Annotated in this window: 14 protein-coding genes; 2 read left to right on the forward strand and 12 right to left on the reverse strand. The window is 33.9% G+C overall.

All coding sequences use genetic code 11. The features are described from left to right. Nucleotides 1-48: 48 nt before the first annotated feature. Together AC1RPY_RS04325 and AC1RPY_RS04330 are read right to left on the reverse strand one after the other, a co-directional pair. Nucleotides 49-1,161, reverse strand: coding sequence for an AI-2E family transporter (locus tag AC1RPY_RS04325; protein WP_481761510.1), 1,113 nt, complete (start codon nucleotides 1,159-1,161; stop codon nucleotides 49-51). A 140-nt stretch (nucleotides 1,162-1,301) separates the two neighbouring features. Beyond that, a complete protein-coding gene (locus AC1RPY_RS04330) occupies nucleotides 1,302-6,245 on the reverse strand; it encodes a CDP-glycerol glycerophosphotransferase family protein (RefSeq protein WP_481761511.1) in 4,944 nt (1,647 codons plus the stop codon). Nucleotides 6,246-6,476: 231 nt separating this feature from the next. Between AC1RPY_RS04330 and AC1RPY_RS04335 the strand changes: the two genes are divergently transcribed. Beyond that, nucleotides 6,477-8,477 (forward strand): hypothetical protein, encoded by a 2,001-nt coding sequence (locus AC1RPY_RS04335; protein WP_481761512.1) that lies wholly within the window; start codon nucleotides 6,477-6,479, stop codon nucleotides 8,475-8,477. Between the two features lie 72 nt (nucleotides 8,478-8,549). Here the strand turns inward: AC1RPY_RS04335 and hxlB are convergent, their stop codons facing one another. From hxlB to recX, 10 genes are all read right to left on the reverse strand, one after another. Further along, entirely contained in the window at nucleotides 8,550-9,092 is a 543-nt protein-coding gene (gene hxlB / locus AC1RPY_RS04340; protein WP_481761513.1) for a 6-phospho-3-hexuloisomerase, read from the reverse strand. After that, a complete protein-coding gene (locus AC1RPY_RS04345; RefSeq protein ID WP_481761514.1) occupies nucleotides 9,089-9,715 on the reverse strand; it encodes an orotidine 5'-phosphate decarboxylase / HUMPS family protein in 627 nt (208 codons plus the stop codon). The genes hxlB and AC1RPY_RS04345 overlap by 4 nt, the downstream gene beginning before the upstream one ends. Then, nucleotides 9,715-10,674: a sugar kinase gene (locus tag AC1RPY_RS04350; RefSeq protein ID WP_481761515.1), complete on the reverse strand. Its 960-nt coding sequence runs from the start codon at nucleotides 10,672-10,674 to the stop codon at nucleotides 9,715-9,717. Before AC1RPY_RS04350 ends, AC1RPY_RS04345 begins: the two co-directional genes overlap by 1 nt. Nucleotides 10,675-10,704: 30 nt before the next feature. Beyond that, complete coding sequence (locus AC1RPY_RS04355; protein WP_481761516.1) at nucleotides 10,705-11,991, reverse strand: gluconate:proton symporter; 1,287 nt, start codon at nucleotides 11,989-11,991, stop codon at nucleotides 10,705-10,707. A 3-nt stretch (nucleotides 11,992-11,994) separates the two neighbouring features. Beyond that, nucleotides 11,995-12,741, reverse strand: coding sequence for a sugar phosphate isomerase/epimerase family protein (locus tag AC1RPY_RS04360; protein ID WP_481761628.1), 747 nt, complete (start codon nucleotides 12,739-12,741; stop codon nucleotides 11,995-11,997). Between the two features lie 16 nt (nucleotides 12,742-12,757). Continuing rightward, a complete protein-coding gene (locus AC1RPY_RS04365; RefSeq protein WP_481761517.1) occupies nucleotides 12,758-13,015 on the reverse strand; it encodes a hypothetical protein in 258 nt (85 codons plus the stop codon). A 231-nt stretch (nucleotides 13,016-13,246) separates the two neighbouring features. After that, entirely contained in the window at nucleotides 13,247-14,227 is a 981-nt protein-coding gene (locus AC1RPY_RS04370; protein WP_481762409.1) for a LacI family DNA-binding transcriptional regulator, read from the reverse strand. A 160-nt stretch (nucleotides 14,228-14,387) separates the two neighbouring features. Then, on the reverse strand, nucleotides 14,388-14,945 hold the full coding sequence (ntdP, locus tag AC1RPY_RS04375) for a nucleoside tri-diphosphate phosphatase (protein ID WP_481761519.1): 558 nt from the start codon (nucleotides 14,943-14,945) through the stop codon (nucleotides 14,388-14,390). 82 nt (nucleotides 14,946-15,027) lie between these two features. Continuing rightward, nucleotides 15,028-16,149, reverse strand: a complete 1,122-nt coding sequence (gene mutY / locus AC1RPY_RS04380; protein WP_481761520.1) for an A/G-specific adenine glycosylase — start codon at nucleotides 16,147-16,149, stop codon at nucleotides 15,028-15,030. Beyond that, the gene (gene recX, locus AC1RPY_RS04385) at nucleotides 16,146-16,955 is read right to left on the reverse strand and encodes a recombination regulator RecX (RefSeq protein ID WP_481761521.1); all 810 of its coding nucleotides are present in this window, start codon (nucleotides 16,953-16,955) and stop codon (nucleotides 16,146-16,148) included. The genes mutY and recX overlap by 4 nt, the downstream gene beginning before the upstream one ends. Nucleotides 16,956-17,060: 105 nt before the next feature. On the opposite strand from recX, the gene rlmD reads away from it, so the two are divergent. Further along, a complete protein-coding gene (gene rlmD / locus AC1RPY_RS04390; protein ID WP_481761522.1) occupies nucleotides 17,061-18,458 on the forward strand; it encodes a 23S rRNA (uracil(1939)-C(5))-methyltransferase RlmD in 1,398 nt (465 codons plus the stop codon). Nucleotides 18,459-18,495: the final 37 nt, after the last annotated feature.

The following is an 18,495-nucleotide window of genomic DNA, read 5'->3' on the forward strand; positions in this document are numbered from 1 at the left end:
CGTCGTTATCAATAATAATTTATTTTATCATAAACTGTTATGACTGTCTTATTTTTCCTGCAATTGTCTAATATCGTAAAAGTATTTAATAACAACTTTTACAACAGCATATAAGGGAATTCCTAAAATCATTCCTAGAAGCCCAGCAATGTTACCAGCTACTAGTAATAATACAATAATCGTCAATGGATGTATATTTAATGATTTGCCTATAACATTAGGATAGACAAAATTACCATCAATTTGTTGGACAATTAACACAACAATCACGACAAAAATAACCATTTGAGTAGACTGTGTTACCGCAATAATCAGTGCTGGGAAAATACCAATATAGGGTCCAATATAAGGAATAATATTAGCAAGGCCAGCCACAACTCCTAGTAACAAAATATACGGCATACCAATAATTGAATAACCAATAGCGGTAAATACCCCAACGAAAATACATTCAATAGCTTGTCCACCAATGTACGCTGAAATTGTATCACCCATGCGGTCAAGTAACTCAACGAGCTCATCCCCATGTTTTTCTGGAACAAGTTTTTTAAGCGTTGGGACTAGTTTTTGACCATCTTTTAACATATAGAACAACATCACAGGTACTGTCAGTGCAACAACTGTCACACTCGTTACAACCCCAATCATTGATCCTATCGAGTTCGTCAAATTGGTTGCAATTGATTTGAAGTAGGTCCCAATAGAATTTTCAAACTGGTTTAAATAGCTAGTAAAATCAATTTCTTTAAACCAAGCATATTTATTTAAATGATTAAACGTATCTTTTGACGACTCACTAACTGCATTTGCATAATCTGGTAGGTTAACCACCAATTGACTTAGCTGACTGACTACTCTCGGAATCAGGTACCCTATTAAGGCAACTAAAAGAATTGCTAGGAATACAAATAGAATGGCAACTGACAACGTTCGAGAAAATTTGAATTTTTTGATTTTTATTTTCATTAAAAATTTAACGACCGGATTAAATAAATAAAATAAAAACCCAGATATAATAATCGGAATAAATAATGTGGAAATAAACGTTCCTATTGGACTAAAAATAAAACTTATTTTTGTACACATCCAAATTAACGAGGCAACGATTAATAATTCAAGTGACCAAAACATCAATTTAGACTTTTTTAATCTATCAAGCATCGATATGGTTCTCCTTTAATTTATGTATAGTAATTTCATTATACCGTAACCTGTCTAACAATTATAGCGTTTCACTTATCCTCATTATTGAACGATAAATTAATTCAAAAAAAAGACGCCAAATGGCGTCTTTAAACTGCTTAATTGATTACTTCACTTTTATCAATCCAACCGGTTGTCCCATCACTCATCGTGATAAACAGTAATGTCGAACCGACTTTATTTTTTTGAATAGGATCAATTAAATAACCCGTTTTATTCACGATACCTTCATTTGTAACTCTGGCATCAATATTTTTTACAAATTTATAATTTTTAGATCCATAAACCTTTGACCAAACTTCAGCACCATCTTGAACATGGACGGTCGTTTCTTCAACTACTGTTTCTTGAGCTTCATAAACGCGTCCATTCATGACAAAATCAACTAACCGTTCAGTTGCATGTCCATCATCCCAAGCATTATAAGTCGCTACAAATTGATCATAATTGTGATGGCGTTCATCCGTTGCAAATGCTCGTTTAATCTCAGTAATGACAGCATCTGTATCCTTAACGATTGGTCCTGGTACTTCTTTTTCGTAGTCAAAGTAAAAACCACGAATATCATTTGCATACTCATCTAAATCATATGCAAAGAAAATAATAGGACGTTTTAACGCTGCAAAATCAAAGAAAACAGATGAATAATCTGTAATCAACAGATCACTAATAAGATATAAATCATTAATATCTTCATAATCAGCAACGTTCAGCGCAAAGCCTTCATAATCAGTTAAATCTAATGAGTTAGCAATTAAATAATGCGTTCTAACAAGAACGATAATATCATCGCCAAGTTCTGCTTTCATCTTATCTAAATCAAGATGTAACTTAGCCGTGAAATAATCAGCTTTAACGTATTCATTATCTCTCCAAGTAGGTGCATATAGAATAACTTTTTTGTTTGGATTAATTTCTAAACTTGCTTTAATACGATTGATATCTGTCTGTGTATAATTCGTTAAAATATCATTTCTAGGATAGCCAGAATTAATCATTTGGTTACGGTTCAAACGGAATGCACGTCTGAAAATATCTGACGAATATTCATTTGGCGTAACAGAATAATCCCAACGATCAGAATCTTTTGTAACTTGGCTATGATATTTAGCAGCATCAACGCCAGGCATTGACCCTGTATTTACGTCAACACCAATCGTTTTTAATGGCGTACCATGCCATGTCTGAACAATTGTTGTACCTTCAGGTTTAACCCACCATAATGGTCGACGAACATTCGTAAACCAATATTTTGCTCGAGCTTGTTTGAAAATACCTTTAAATGAGAATCGTGTCACATAGGGAATATGATTTTCTTTAAAATAAGCAACATAATCCTGGTTCACATTCCAGTACATCTTATATTTAGGGTAACGGTCTTTCATGTATTCATAGATAGCTTTTGGATTATCACTATATTTACGACCAAAGAAACTTTCAAATATAATAATATCTTTCTTTGACATTTTACCGATAATACCAAATGCTTTTGGATACCATTTATTAAACTTAACGATCTTTTTAATTTTATTTCTAATTACTTGAACGCTTGGTTCTTGTGGTAATAAGTGATCGCTAATCATTGCTTCAAAAACTTGCTTTGAAGCATCCCCTTGACGACCATACGTACAAAATTTATCATAAAATTCAATCAATTGTTGCGCGTAGGTTGTCTGTAGATGATTAAAATCGCTTAATTCGTCAATTATTTTTGCCGTTGTATCCACAATTGGTCCTGGAACCGTACCATTATAATCGAGATAAACACCTCGTGTATCTTCTGTATAATCTTTTAAATCATATGCAAAGAAAATCATTGGTCGTTTAAGATGTGCGTAATCAAACATTACTGAACTATAATCAGTAATTAACGTATCCGCAATTAAATATAAATCTTCAACTGTTGGATAATTAGACACATCAAAAGTAAATCCTTCAAATTCAGTTAGATCAATTTTATTGGCAACGAAATAATGTAGCCTTACCAATAACACATATTCGTCACTCAATTTAGCTTGCATTTGTTTAATATCTAACTCAAAATCAAATCCGTCTTTATTTCGGTAGGTTGGTGCATATAATACGACCTTTTTATCCAATGGCATGCCAATAGATTCTTTAATTTTAAGGATATCAGTTTCATTATTCTTTTTATAAAGTACATCATTTCTTGGGAAGCCAGAGTGAACAACCTCTTTTTCAAAATTAAATGCGTGACTAGCTGTTTCATCCATATATGGCGAAGGTGAAACAAGATAATCCCAACGCTTAATTCGTTTCATGAAATTATTCTGACGTCCTTTTGAACCATCTTTGAAATAAGGTTCATCAAATCCCATCGTTTTCATGAAGGTTCCATGTAACGATTGAACTTCAACTTGTCCTTTTCGTTTTGCATATTGGTTAGGGAGGTTAGTATTTTCAATAAAATACTTAGCTCGCGCCATGTAATACCAATACTTTTTACTGAAGTAGCGAACTCGTTTACCATTGCCGGTTATTGTTGTATTCGGATCCTTGAATAACCAGACACATTCATAATCTGGCATGTTTTCTTGGACATAATCATAAATGGCTTTTTCATTACCATTGAAATAAGCGCCCCAATAACTATCAAAGACAATCGTTTTCTTCTTTAAAGGTAATAAACGTTGTAGCGGGTAATATAGTGAGAAGTTAATTGCCCGTTTTCGTTTGGTTGCGTCCTGCTTATCCCACGATAATTTTTGGTTTAAAACCAAAAAATTGTTTTTTGTTTCGTATAATGATGTTCTTGCTAAATGATTTGTACGACTTTCTAGCGTTTCTACACGTTCTGGTTCAGTTGTAATTTGCGAACGAACAACTTGGTCAGCACTATAAAAATCAAGATAAAGATTATATTTTGCTGCCTTAATGAAACTGTCTTGTTGTTCATTAATTAAATTCAAATTAACGATTATTTGACCGTTATCATCGACAGTAACGTCATTAAATTGATATTTATATTGTTCCTCTTGATCGATTACACGTAAAACAATTTTTTCTGCTGAACTTTGAAACAATGTATTTTCAGCGATTAATCGTAGCCGACTATTATCTAACCACTGGACATCCATTAGTTTTGAAAAATGTGGTGCGATATTTAGTCCAATCATTTCCTTCATATTCTTTTGAACGAGTAAACTATATTGTGCTATTTCATATTCTTGCGGTTTATCAACATGTTCAAACTCATAGCTTAATTTCAATTCTTTTTCATCAATTAACTGGAGTCTTTTTTGTGTTACAGAACTTAACTCGGCTACTTCAGTTATTGAGAATTCAAATTTCACTTGATGTTCACTAACATTTATTTTTTGTCCACTAATTTGAGGCGCAATTTCATCATCACTATTTTCAGTAACAATTAACTTCGTACTTTCAGGATTATTTAACCATGTAGAGACCACTAATTTACTATCATTCACACTAATATCTTGAATTAGATTAGCTTGAACATTTTTTTCCGTCTTTATTTCATTTGCTGTCAAAGTCATCGCATTAAAAGCTAATGCCCAGTCAAAACTAAAATCAGTTTTAATTTGATAATCATTACCAGAAAAAATATTACTTATAAATTTACGCTTAGGATTAGCTAAAAATTCCGTCACATTAATATTTTTAACTTGATAATTAACTTGTATTTTCCAAATGCCGTTTCCTAATATTTTGTATGCCTCTTGTTGATCAAATGACATTCTAAAATAACGATAGTTACGGTGCTTAAATAAATGACGACGACGCTTGACGGTTTCTCGTTCAAACGTAATTGGCATTTCTTTCCCATTTATAATGTTAATCAAATTAACCGTAAATTTTTCGTCTAATTTTTTTGTAACTTTCAATTGATTGAGTTGCAACCAACCCTTAATAACTATCTCACTTGTCATTTCATCAGAAAAAACATTTAAGATTCGTTGTTCGAATTTTTGTGATTGTCCCACATCAACCGCTTTAGCAACATCTAAAGAGATAGCCGGATCTTCATATTGATAGCGATTATTTTTTTCAACAATTTTTCCAATATTTCTACGACGATAACTATATTTTTTTAAGTCTTTAATATTCCCCTGTAACACAGCAGCATATTGAATTTGATTTTTAATTGATAATTGCTTAAATAATTCTGGATTAATCGTTCTAATAAGTAGGACTGTAATTTTTTGAAATTCTAATATGTAATCTTCTTCCGATTCTCGAATATCTTGCATTGATAGCGGAATATCAGTTGTTAATAATTTCAGATCAAATGCATCCATAACATTTTGAGTTGCCCCATATTTTTTCATGTATGAACGCGTTAACTCTAGCATTTCCAATCGGTCTTTATAATGTTGAATATCATTACCTCGACTTTGAGTGATAGATTTGCTATCACCTTCACGCCAACGCCATTCGTATACAATATCAGTAATAATATCAATATGGTTAGCCAATAAATGAGCTGCCATCATCACAGGAATATCTTCATATAACATTCCCACAGGGTAGCGCAAATTATTGTCGATAAACAAATTTAATCGATAAACTTTATTCCATGAAGTTGTGTCATAAACTAATTCTGGGTGTTCTGCAATTGATGTTTCATAAACAGTATCTTTAATAGCAAATTTATGAATGTAAGAACGTGAACTACGTTTAGAATTAAATCGTTTAACTGCACCAGTTGCCAAGTCTGAATCAGTCATCTTTACCGACCCCATCAAAAGACTGTATGCGTCAACTGGTAATAAATCATCCCCATCTACGAAGGCAATATATTCTCCGGTAGCGGCTTCAATTCCTGCATTTCTAGCAGCACTAGGTCCAGCATTTTCTTTGTGAATTGCTTTAATATTGTCAAAAAGTGATACATACCGATCCATAATTTCGGCAGTCCCATCAACTGATCCATCATCAACTAAAATAATTTCTAATTGTTCATAACTTTGGTTAAGAACTGATTCAATACTTTCTTCAATGAACTCTTCAACATTGTATCCCAAAATAACAACTGAGAGTAATCCATTATTTTTTGTCATTATTAATTGTATTCTCCTTAACAATTCTTTTGTCCAAATATCTAATAATTATATCATTCCTATTTATAATAATATATTTTTTTTATATTACATTCCATGGTATTTAACTGTTCCATAACTTTTTGATCAGTATTAATAACCCCGTTCCATTCAAATAATGAATTGGCCTATCAGTCATATTCATGTATAATTAGAAGGCACAAAATATATTTTATAGGGGAGTTCTAAATTATGAAAATCAGTAAATTCATTGGGATCACATTACTGTTTACAGCACTTGGCTTAGGGATAGCCAGTCACAGTACATCTAGCTCTGTCTCAGCAAAAGTTAAACTATCATCTTCAAAATACATTGCACATGCGCCTGTTAGAATTAAAACGAAAGCTTATAATGTTTATGCTTACCCTCGAACTTTAAATTCAAAATCAAAGTTCATGCACTATGGTTCAAGTTATCATTCAACAACTTTTTACATCACAAAAACGATTAAATTATCAGATGGAAAATCATATTCTTGGCTAGTTAATGGTGCTGGAAAAGCGTATGGCTATATAAATACCAAAGCCACAACCGTTTATGCATCTCCCAAAACAGATAAATCAGATAGTAACCATACACCTGTTAGAATTAAAACAAATGCTTATAATGTTTACAGTTATCCAAGAGCATTACACGGTGCTTCTACATTTATGCACTATGGTACTAGTTATCACTCAACCACTTTCTACATTTCCAAAAAAATTACAACGGCATCAAATGTAAGCTACTCAAAACTAACATATAGTGACGGAACTTTGTATGGTTATGTGAATACTAAAGCATTAACGAATTACGAAACCGTTAAAGATATCAAAACTTCTTCATCAAAAACTAAATATCGTATCACGTCTGACATCTCTAACATTCATAACGCACCACTAAACACTATTTATGGAAATAAAACAACACATTATTCAAAAAATTACTTCGATACTGATTTATATATCACCAAAACAGAAACACGAACACAAGATGGCGCTAAATTTTCATATGTTAAAACTGGGAAAAACGATCTCGGTTGGATTTATAGTGGCTATTTAGCAGCCTGGACACCTGCTACAGATGTTCTTGTTGATATGCATGATGGTAGCCTAGATACAGGCAATAAATTAGCAAATACTGCGGCTACTAATTTCTATCAAAAAAAGCCTAATTATTCTTCAGTTGATGCAACAACAAAATCAGGTAGTACTTATAATGCAACTGGTTCAAAACAATTTAAAACAAATTATTTCTTAACTGCTTCATATAAATCAAGTGGTGATTGGGGTAATATACAAGGATTTGTTATCAATGGTCACTACCTTTATGCATCAATCTCAACTGATTCGAAAAAAGGAACTGGTAAGATTGTCCGTTTTGATACTGATAAGATGAACGCATTAAATCTAAATAATAGTAAGGGATTTGGAGAATTATGGCAGGCTTTTTACTACCTCCGTCAATCGCAATCTCTTAGCTACTACAAAGCAAACTACCCTGCTTCAACTTATAAAGGTAAATATAATTTCTATGTTTCTAAATATAATGCATACAAAAAATATGAATCTATCATTAAAGTCGGTCCTGAATTCATAATAGGCCATGGTCAATCTTTAGATTATAAAACAAATGGTTCAAATAAAGGTCTCTACATGTATCGTGATACAAGCTCAAAATCACTTACTGAATCCGACACAGTAACTATTCAACATATCAATTCGTCAACGCTAGCACCTGATAACTATACTAATATGCAATGGAACGATGGTTATGGTAATTTTATGCAAAGTAATAATTTAACTTTTGCAGATAACAATAACTTCTATTCATACACAATGATTGGTAGCGGATCTGGTTCAGCCGGTAAGTATATTCGAATTTGGAAGGGATCTATAGATGCCGACAATAAAGTCACCGTAAAAGTCGTTGGACAATTAGCCAACCGGGTGGGTGACTCTCCACAATCAATTGCTTATAGTTCAAAAACAAATAAAGTTTACCTCGTAACAGATGACGCTTTTGTCGCTGTTAACGCTTCGAAATTAACAGTTGATAATAATCATAACAGTGCCTTAACAACAAATGATGTTTCGTATACCCGTATCAATTCTTCACGAGAAACTGAAGGGATGCAAATCATTAACGGTTACGCCTACATGTTATTTAATAGAACACCTGAGTTAATTAAGTCAACAACAGCCGGTTATTAATCAACCATTGTTGTAACTATAGTTATCCTAAAAAATAGCAACTACCATTTTAAAAATGATAGTTGCTATTTTTTATTCTAAATTACTATGGCTCGCCTTCGCCTGATCATTTGATACGTTGTCTCTACGACTTACCTTCAGCACTAATGCATCCAGAGCAATATGCACACTTTGATCAAATAGCGTACTCAATAATTGGATTGACTTTACACTATTATCAGCTTTTGTTGCACCAGGCACAACGACAACTGAGTTAGATACTTTCGCTAAAGGAGACTCGCCGTTACTTGTAAGCCCGACTACTTTAACGCCAATTTTCTTAGCACTTTCAGTTGGTTCAAGTACACTCTTAGTTGTCCCAGAGCCAGAAACAGAAACTAGCACATCCCCTTCTGCAATTGACGGTGTAATTGTCTCACCAATTACAAAGACCGTATAACCGATATGCATTAATCTCATTGCGAATCCTTTTGCCATTAACCCAGATCGCCCAGCACCTAAGATAAAAATTCTTTTATCTTTCGTAATTAACTTCTCAGCACCATTTAATTGGTCATCACTAACTTTAGCAATGACCGCGTTAATTTCATCCATTATTTCATCAAGTAAACTCATTTAATAACCTCCATAAATTTTTTTGCCATATCTAATGGTTTCTCATTATTCATTATTTTACCACCAACAATGATTCTTTCCACGATACCTTGAACAGCCAATCTTTTTGCCTGTTCAATATCAATACCACCGGCAACCGCGATTTTTTTTATATTTGGAAATTTAGCATGGAATTCAGCCACCGCTTTTACGGCATCAAAATCTTGATCTTTCTTATCATGTGAGTAATGTAATCCAAAAATGGCTTCATCAAATTTTTGTAATTTTTCAATTTTCGTCTCATCTACTTCCAATAAATCTATCAGAATGTTTTTTTTCTGATTAACCGTTAATTCATAAACTTGTTCAATCGTATCAATTGACGAACTTGCCATAACCGTTAACGTATCCGCGTTAGCAGAGAATCCCTTTTCAAATTCATAAACACCCTCATCAATTGTCTTTAAATCAAATAATACTTCTGATTGATTAACTTTTTCCGTAACAGATTTTAACGCATTTATCCCATAATCTTTAATCAAAGAGGTCCCAACTTCGATGACATTGACAACACCATCTAAGTAGCTGACGCTCTCCATAAGGTCTTCTAACGTAACGCGATCAATAGCGACTTGTAATTTCATTATTCCTGTACGCCTTCCTTTTTATAAAAATCCTGTAGTTCTTTAGGTGTTGGGTAGCCATCATTATCACCTGGTGTCTGAACTTGAAGCGCACCAACTGCATTTCCTCGTAAAACGGCTGACTCCATAGATTTGTTTTCCAATAATGCTGTAATAACGCCTAATGCAAATCCATCGCCTGCACCAACAGTATCCACAACTTTATCCACTTTGAAGCCTTTAATCGTTTTCATACTACCATCTGAATTTTTGATAAATGCACCACTTGCACCTATTTTAACAATTACCGTTTTTGTCCGTTTGCCTTTTAAATAAAAGTCGGCAATTTCTTCTGGATTATCACTGCCCATCAGAATTTTTCCTTCTTCAACACCTGGTAAAACAACATCTGCATAACCTGCCAGTTCATTAACGGTCGCAACCATATAATCTTTACTTTTCCACAATGTTGGTCGTAAATTAGGGTCAAATGTAATGAATTTTTGGTTATCCACAAGGCGTGTTAATAACGTTCTAAATGTTTTTTCGGCCACATCTGAAATAGCTGGGAAAATACCAGACATATGCGCTATTTTAACATCATCTAAATTTATTGCATCAATTCGATCACTTGTTAAATGAGCTGCAGCTGACCCTTTACGGTAATTAAAAGTCTCTGGGTCACCCGTTGATACGAGTTGTTTCAATTGATGCCCCGTCCAATGATTTTCACTTTCGCTAATATAATCGATACCCACACCATGTCCTGAAATAATACTCTTCGCGTATTGGCCAAAAGGTTCTGTTCCAACTCGAGAAACATATTCAACATCATGCCCTAAGCGTTTAACTCCGATCGCTACGTTTAATTCTGCGCCACCTAATATTTTCACATAATTAACTGATTCTGATAAGCTTTGATCCATATCTTTTGAGGCAAATGTAATGATTGGTTCGCCAATTGTTATAACTTCACTCATTATATTTTCTTCCCTTCATGTCTCTTAATTTTAACCGAAAAAGTAATAAACTAAAACTTCATTAATAATTGAAACAAACCACATGATTGGAACACCTCTTTTTAATAAATCTTTTGATTGAACTTTCATATAATCAAGGCCCCAAACATTCCATGATTGCGTGATTCCTGTTGAAACAGCAAGAAGCGCAGGCACATAGAGAAGTGGTAATAAGAAGGCATCATTGAACAACCCGGTTCCCGAAAGAACCGCTGCAGTTGCAGCTCCAGCACCCCAAACATGTAACGGACCTCTGAATAACGCGAGCGGTGCTAATACTCCAAATACAATAGCAAGGATTAAATGGTCATGCGGTAATATCAGACTAAATACATGTTGAAACCTAACAGCGTTCAACTGAGCAGCACCAGCAAACATCACTAACGCCATTAAAAACATAATCAATCCTGCGATATCACCAATCGCTTTTTGAATCGTACTATTCAAGAAGTCGACGAAATTTTTATATCCTTTCATATTTCCAGTAACAGCTATCGCAAACAATGTTGCTAAAGTTAATCCTGGAATAGCATCCCAGCCGAAAATCATATTCATAACGACCGGAATAATTGGTGCAACAAATGCAATTTTTGGTATGGGGCGACTTTCAGAATTTTGTTGTGTCTCACCAATAATTTTTAGATTTGAATCAACATTTTCTTGAGTAAATTTCTTGCGATGTAAAACTAAGAAAATAATTACCGCGATTAATTGAACTGTCATTGCTGTCCAACCGAAGATTAAGTATTGTCCGCCGTATACGGCATTTGGAAAAAATGCTTTAATTTGATTGAATAAAACAACATTAATGTACATTGGTGCCCCAATTGACATGACAAATGCAGTAAGTGCGATGTCTCTTGGAATACCTAGGGATAACATGATTGGTAATAAGATAACCCCTATCGCAATCACAGATCCCACTCCGTATGCGCTTACAAAAATAAACGCTGTTACCAAAACAATTAAAATAGCTGCTATTAATGGTCGTTTTTTCCCAACTTTTTTTGTTGCTTCTGAAATTGCAGGCGCAATCCCACTATCAACAAGAACCCTTCCGAACCATGATCCAAATGCAATATAGATAATTGTCGGTCCATAATTCAATGCTGGTTCAGCAAATACTTTTTGAACTGCCTTATCGAATGGAATTTGTCCAATGATAGACCATAAAATAGCCATTACGAAGAACCCGACCATGATGTTTCCACCCTTTAAAATATAAATAATAAATCCTACAAAAGTGATTAATAATAAAATCGGTATTAGGGTTGCCATAAGCTAGTCCTCAATTTCTTTTTTTAATAACACTATCTGGGATTGAATTAACGCTTTGTTATCCATCGGATATTCAAGAGCGAAAGCCACTTTTTTTGGTAGATGGGCTAAAATAGCTCGCCAATCAAACATTCCTTCATCTAAATTTTTCGACGTCATTAAGTTTCCAGCATTATTAATAACGTTTTTCAAATGGATATAGTCCGTGTATTGTGAAAGCTCATCTGCACTCTGAATAGCATCTTGTTTCGTAAAAGCCCAATTACCAAGATCATAAACATAACCAACAGGCACATTTTGTCGTTTAGCACTTTCTAAAAATGTCGTTAATGCCTTAACACTGCCACTTAATGCAGTTTGATCATTTTCAACATTCATTGTTATTTTGTCTAAAGGAAATTCACTAAAAGCCTGCTTTAAATCTCCAGTAAATGCCGCAAAATTTCCAATATTAAATTTAATTTTTTTGATTCCCATAATTAAACCTTCTTGAAAATAAGTAACTAATTTAGGGTTTAACGTGCCATTGTCTAAAAAAACTTGATCAGGAACACTATAATTAACAATTAATCCGTATTGTTTTGCTTTTTTTGCAACTTTGGGTAATTCACTATCTAAATCTTTAAAATATTCACGTCTAACTTCGATACCGTCAACACTTAATTTTGAAACGCGATCAACCAATTCATCCTGTTTAATTCCATTTTCTACATCATTCTCAAAAATCCATGTATTTAAAATAACTGTCATCATTTTTCCTCCAATATTAATATTTATTGAGTTTCTTTACCCTATTCATTAATGTCTCAAAATTCATGTCCTCGAATTTTTCTGCATTTTTATTATCAAAATTTTCTCGTTCTATCTCGTTAAAATTTTCTGCTAAGTAATATGCCGTCAAATAGGCTGCAAGGTAATTCTTAGCCGTTTTCACCATGTTTTCATCCTCAAACTTAGCCTCTACAGTTGTAGAGGCAAAGCCCAACGCAAATTTATCAACATCTAAAAAAGTTCTTTTATCCATTTTTAGCGCCTCCAATTCATTATCTATTAACAAGTTAGGTAAACGTTTACATGGATAGTATATATGCAGTATTCCATAATTGCAAGTCTTAAATATAAATATATATTTCTAAACAAGGTAAACGTTTACTCCAGTAAGGTATCTAGCCTGTTTATTTTTTTAACTTTAAATTACATTTTAAGGACAATAAAAAAAGACTTACCCTTGAGCAAGTCTTTTCCATATTAGTATCTACTTAAATTCAGCAGGTATAATTATTTTTTTATTTTTCGTATTTGTTTCACCATTTAATTCATTCAACAATAATTCTGCTGCACTAGCACCTAGTAAAAAAGGATTTTGATTAATCAACGAAGTTCCTGAATTAATCGCTTTTATGACTTCAGTATCTGAAAATCCCGTTACCGCTACCCGTTGATTGACCATGAATCCATCAGCGATAATTTTAGGTAGTAAGTAAAGCAACCAACGTTCCTTCAACGCAAATACAAGCGTTCTTTTATCATCACGTATTAATCTATTTTTCAGTTCAGCATATGTTTGATTTAATTTTGTATCACCATCTATAACCTCAATCACCTTAGTGTCTGGACTGACCGAATTAATTCCGTTATACCGCTCTTCCCGAGTTGAAATACCTGTCACTTCACCAGTAATGATAATGACTTGATCAAATCCTTGATTTAGATAATATCTTGTTACTTGTTGGCTAATATCAAAGTTATTTGTAACAACATTAGCTAAACTAGAATCAGAAAGTTCACGATCAACAATAACAATGGGCATGTCTCGTCTAACCGCATCCCTTAAATCGGCTTCTTTTCTAAGTATTGGTTGCATGATTAGTCCATCAAACGATTTTTCGCCAATAATTTTAAGGATACCTTGTTCTTTATATTTATTAGAATCGGAATCAAATAAAACCGCTGTATAACCTTGTGCATCTAAAATTGAGCTAATACCTTTAAACATTTCTGTGGCAAAATAATCATCCACATCTGAAACAATTGTAGCAATCATTCGACTTTTTTTTGTAATCATCTGTCTAGCCGCGTCATTAGGGACATAGTTTAATTCTTTAATCACATTTTGGACTTTCAATGCTGTCTCTTTAGACATACGCTCTGTTTTACCATTCAAAAAACGTGATACAGTTGCGATTGAAACATCTGCCTTACTTGCAACATCTTTTATATTCGCTTTAGTAGCCATTTTTTCATCCATTCATTAATTATATTATTTCGTCTAGTTTTCCTTTTATTCCGTTGCTAAACTATCTATATATTACCATACTGCTCAATTTATTAGAAAATACCTCACTAAAATAGTAAATAAAAAGGATAATTCTACTTAAAATTCAGAATTATCCTTTTTATTTATTATTTTCACGTTCCGCTAGTTCGAGGTAACGATTGTACCAGATATCTATATATTCTTTAGAAAATGGCCCTTTCCCGTTATCTATCCAGTCCACAAGTGTTCGGACGTTATACTTCAATATCTTATCGATATCGTCAGAATATTCCCATTTTTTCCCGTGTTCTGCATATTCATCTACATCCAATAACCGTTTCTCACCATCTGGGAAAACTTTGACATCTAAATCATAATCTATATATTTCAAAGCTTCCTTATCTAACGTGGCTGGTGAAGCCAAATTACAATAATAAGAAACGCCGTTATCACGTATCATGGCTATAATATTAAACCAATAGTGTTTATGAAAAAAGATAATTGCTGGTTCTCTGGTCACCCATCGCCGGCCATCTGCTTCGGTCACCAATGTATGATCATTACACCCAATAATCATATTCTCACTTGTTTTCAACACCATCGTATCACGCCATGTTCGATGCAAACTACCGTCGTGTTTATAACTCTTTATGGTAATGAAGTCGCCCTCTTTAGGCTCCTTTGACTGATTACTCATCTCTACCAAAACCCACTTTCTAAACACGTAGTGCATTTTACATCGATTGCATGAATATTATACCAAAAAAAGAACTATTTTACTAAAATTTATTTGAAGAAAGGCTGATATATTTGTCCCAAATTTTTTGTTGTACTTTAGGAACTGCAATCTGGTCAAAATCTTTTTCAAGTATGAATTCGCCAGGAAAATAACTTAAGTCAAACGATTTACTTTTCACGGTAAATAATTCAATTAACCATTTTTGATGGGTAAAGGTATGTTTTACGACGGAACCTTCTAATGCTGAAAAAATCAACTTATGGTTCAAATTATCTTGGCTCCATTGGCCTAATTTTATAACTAAATCATCCGTTAATAACACGTCTCCTGGTTTGTCTTCCAGTTCTTCCAGCTTAATTAAAGGAAACGCTAATAAATTTGCGAGCATCCCTTTACTAGAACGTTTCTCAAATAAATACCCTTTTTTTGTTTCAATTATCAAAGCAATATAGGGCATTTCAACTGGTCGCGGCTTCTTTGATTTCACTGGATAATCAAGTTCTTTACCATCTAAATAAGCTTGATTAAACGACTTAACTGGAGAATGTTCAGAATCTGGATTCTTAGCACTCATGTAACTTGAACCCAAATCCATGACAGCTTGGTTAAAGTCTCCAGGTCTTTCTTTAGAAATAATTTGTTGAATGACTTTTTCAAAAATAAGTCGGGTCTGTGGTTTCGCAATATCATCTTCTATCTCAAATAAGCGTGAAAATACACGAAAAGCATTACCATCAACGGCAGGAACAACTTCGTTAAAAGCAATACTTGCGATTGCTCCGGCAGTATATGGCCCAATTCCAACTAAATTTTGCAGTTCCTTAGCTGTTTGCGGCCATTGCCCAGAATAATCTTGAACAACTTGTTTTGCTGCTTTTTGCATGTTTCGAACTCTTGAATAGTAACCGAGTCCTTCCCATGCTTTTAAAATACGTTCTTCTGGCGCATTAGCAAAATTTTCAACACTCGGAAACCATTCCATAAATCGTTCATAGTACGGAATAACCGTATTTACTTGTGTTTGTTGGAGCATAATTTCTGATACCCAAATATGGTAGGGTTCATGGTCTCTGCGCCAAGGAAGATCCCTTTTTTCACTATCATACCAAGTTAACAATGCCTCTTGAAAAGCTGTGATTTTTGCGTCATCCCACATTATCATTCAAGCGCCTCATCTTGTTCTTTCAGCTCAATATATTCATTAATATCATCAAACTGAAACCCTTTTTGAAATAGCCCCTGTTTAACTTTCATGGCGCGCTGACTACCTTCCAAGCGACGTTGCCGTTTCCAGACTTTATCCCCTTGTTTAACAAGTGCATCCCATTCGGCTTCGGGATCAATTTCAAGTTCTAAGGCATCCATTATTTGTGAAATGTCATCAGACTTAAAGCCTTTAGTCATTAATGCCTGACGAACCTTGTTCTTTAAATTACTAAACGATTGATCGTGGTAATGCTTAACTAATTTTTCGGCGACTTTAATTCCATTTTCTAATTGGTCATCAACTGGAAATTCTTCTAAGGCTTCATCAATACTTTCAGCTGCAACACCTTTTAATCGTAACTTTTGGCGAATGACTGTTGGTCCTTTATCCGACGTGTGCATCATTGTTCTAACGTAACTTTTAGCATATTCAAGATCATTTACTAATCTAAATTCATATAACTTTTCGATTGTTTCTTCAATCGCGTCTTCCGTAATTTCATGTTTCTTCAAATAATCCTTAATCTCTTTTACGGTTCGCATTTGCGTTGATAAATAGTTTAACGCTTTTGAATACGCTTTTGAACGATCATCTGCATCAGCAATTTGTTTAATTAATGCCTCATCTAATTCCATCCCTTTAGCAAGATGAAATGAAATAAGAACTTCTTCCCCAATTGGAAAAGCATATTTTTCATCCAGAAAGACATTATATCGTCCAGCACGTTTTTGTGTGGTTATTTTTGTGATTTTTTTTGTCATATAGACTCCTTTAAATGCTTATCTTGTTATTATATCTTTGAACTGCCAAAATGCCAATATTCCTGTGTTATAATAAGAAAAAAGCAATAAGGAGTTTATAAAAATATGTCAGACAATCAAGAATTTGGATCAGAAATTGAAGCCGGTTCACGTTTTCCTTTAACTATTAAACGCTTAGGTATTAATGGTGAAGGCATCGGCTATTACAAACGTAAGATTACATTCGTACCTGGTGCTCTTCCAGACGAAGTCGTTGTAGCAGAAGTCACTAGTGTTGCAGATTCTTATATCAACGCTAAAATTCATAAAATTCGTAAACAAAGTCCTGTTCGCGTTGAACCAAAAGACGCAACATACAGTGAAGTCGGCGGAATTGAATTAGAACATTTAAACTACAAAGGCCAATTAGCTTTCAAAAAAGATGTTATCGTACAATCTTTAGAAAGATATAAACCGCGTGGTTATGAACACTATGATTTAAAAGAAACTATCGGTATGCAAAATCCATATGAATACCGTAATAAAGCGCAATTCCAAGTTCGCGAAAAAGATGGTCACGTCATCGCTGGACTTTACAAACCAAAGAGTCATGATTTAGTAGACTTAAAAGAATTCAGTACGCAACGTCCTACAACAATGCTTGTTATTCGTCACGTTGTTGCGTTATTAGAGGAACTCGGAATTCCTATTTACAATGAAGAAGCTAAATCAGGTATTATCAAAACGCTTGTTGTTCGTGAATCTTTTGATACCGGTGAGGTTCAATTAACCTTCATCACAAACTCGGCAAAATTACCTAAGAAACGTGAACTAGTTATGCATATCTTAGAAGAATTACCTATGGTTACTTCTGTCATGCAAAATATCAACAAAGGTGAAACATCACTTATTTGGGGTGACGAAACCATTAATATCGCTGGCCAAGACTTCATCATGGAACGTCTTGGTAAAATGAAATTCAAATTATCAGCACGTGCTTTCTTCCAATTAAACCCAGTTCAAACTGGCGTTTTATACGATGAAATCAATAAAGCTCTTAACTTAGATAAAAATGAATCATTAGTTGATGCTTACTGTGGTGTTGGTACCGTTGGCCTTTATGTTGCCCATGGTGCTAAAGAAGTTCGCGGTATGGATACAACACCTGAAGCGATTGAAGATGCACGAGAAAATGCTGTTCTATCACATCAAGAAAATACCACATATGAAGTTGGTAAAGCTGAAGATATCTTACCTAAATGGTTGGAAGAAGGTTTCGTACCTGATGCCCTAGTTGTTGATCCACCACGTACTGGTTTAGATGATCAATTAATTGAAGCCATCAATAAGAGTCGTCCTAAAAAATTTGTTTATGTATCATGTAATCCATCGACACTCGCAAAAGATTTAGAATTGTTAACAAAATCATACCGCGTTGATTATATTCAACCCGTTGATATGTTCCCACAAACATCAAAAGTTGAAGCCGTCGTTAAATTATCACGTCGTTCTTCAGGAAAATAAAGCAAAAAAAGAAGCCATAAAATGGCTTCTTTTTTTG

The sequence above is a fragment of the Dellaglioa sp. CoH-56-MRSF-12 genome (assembly GCF_056782075.1).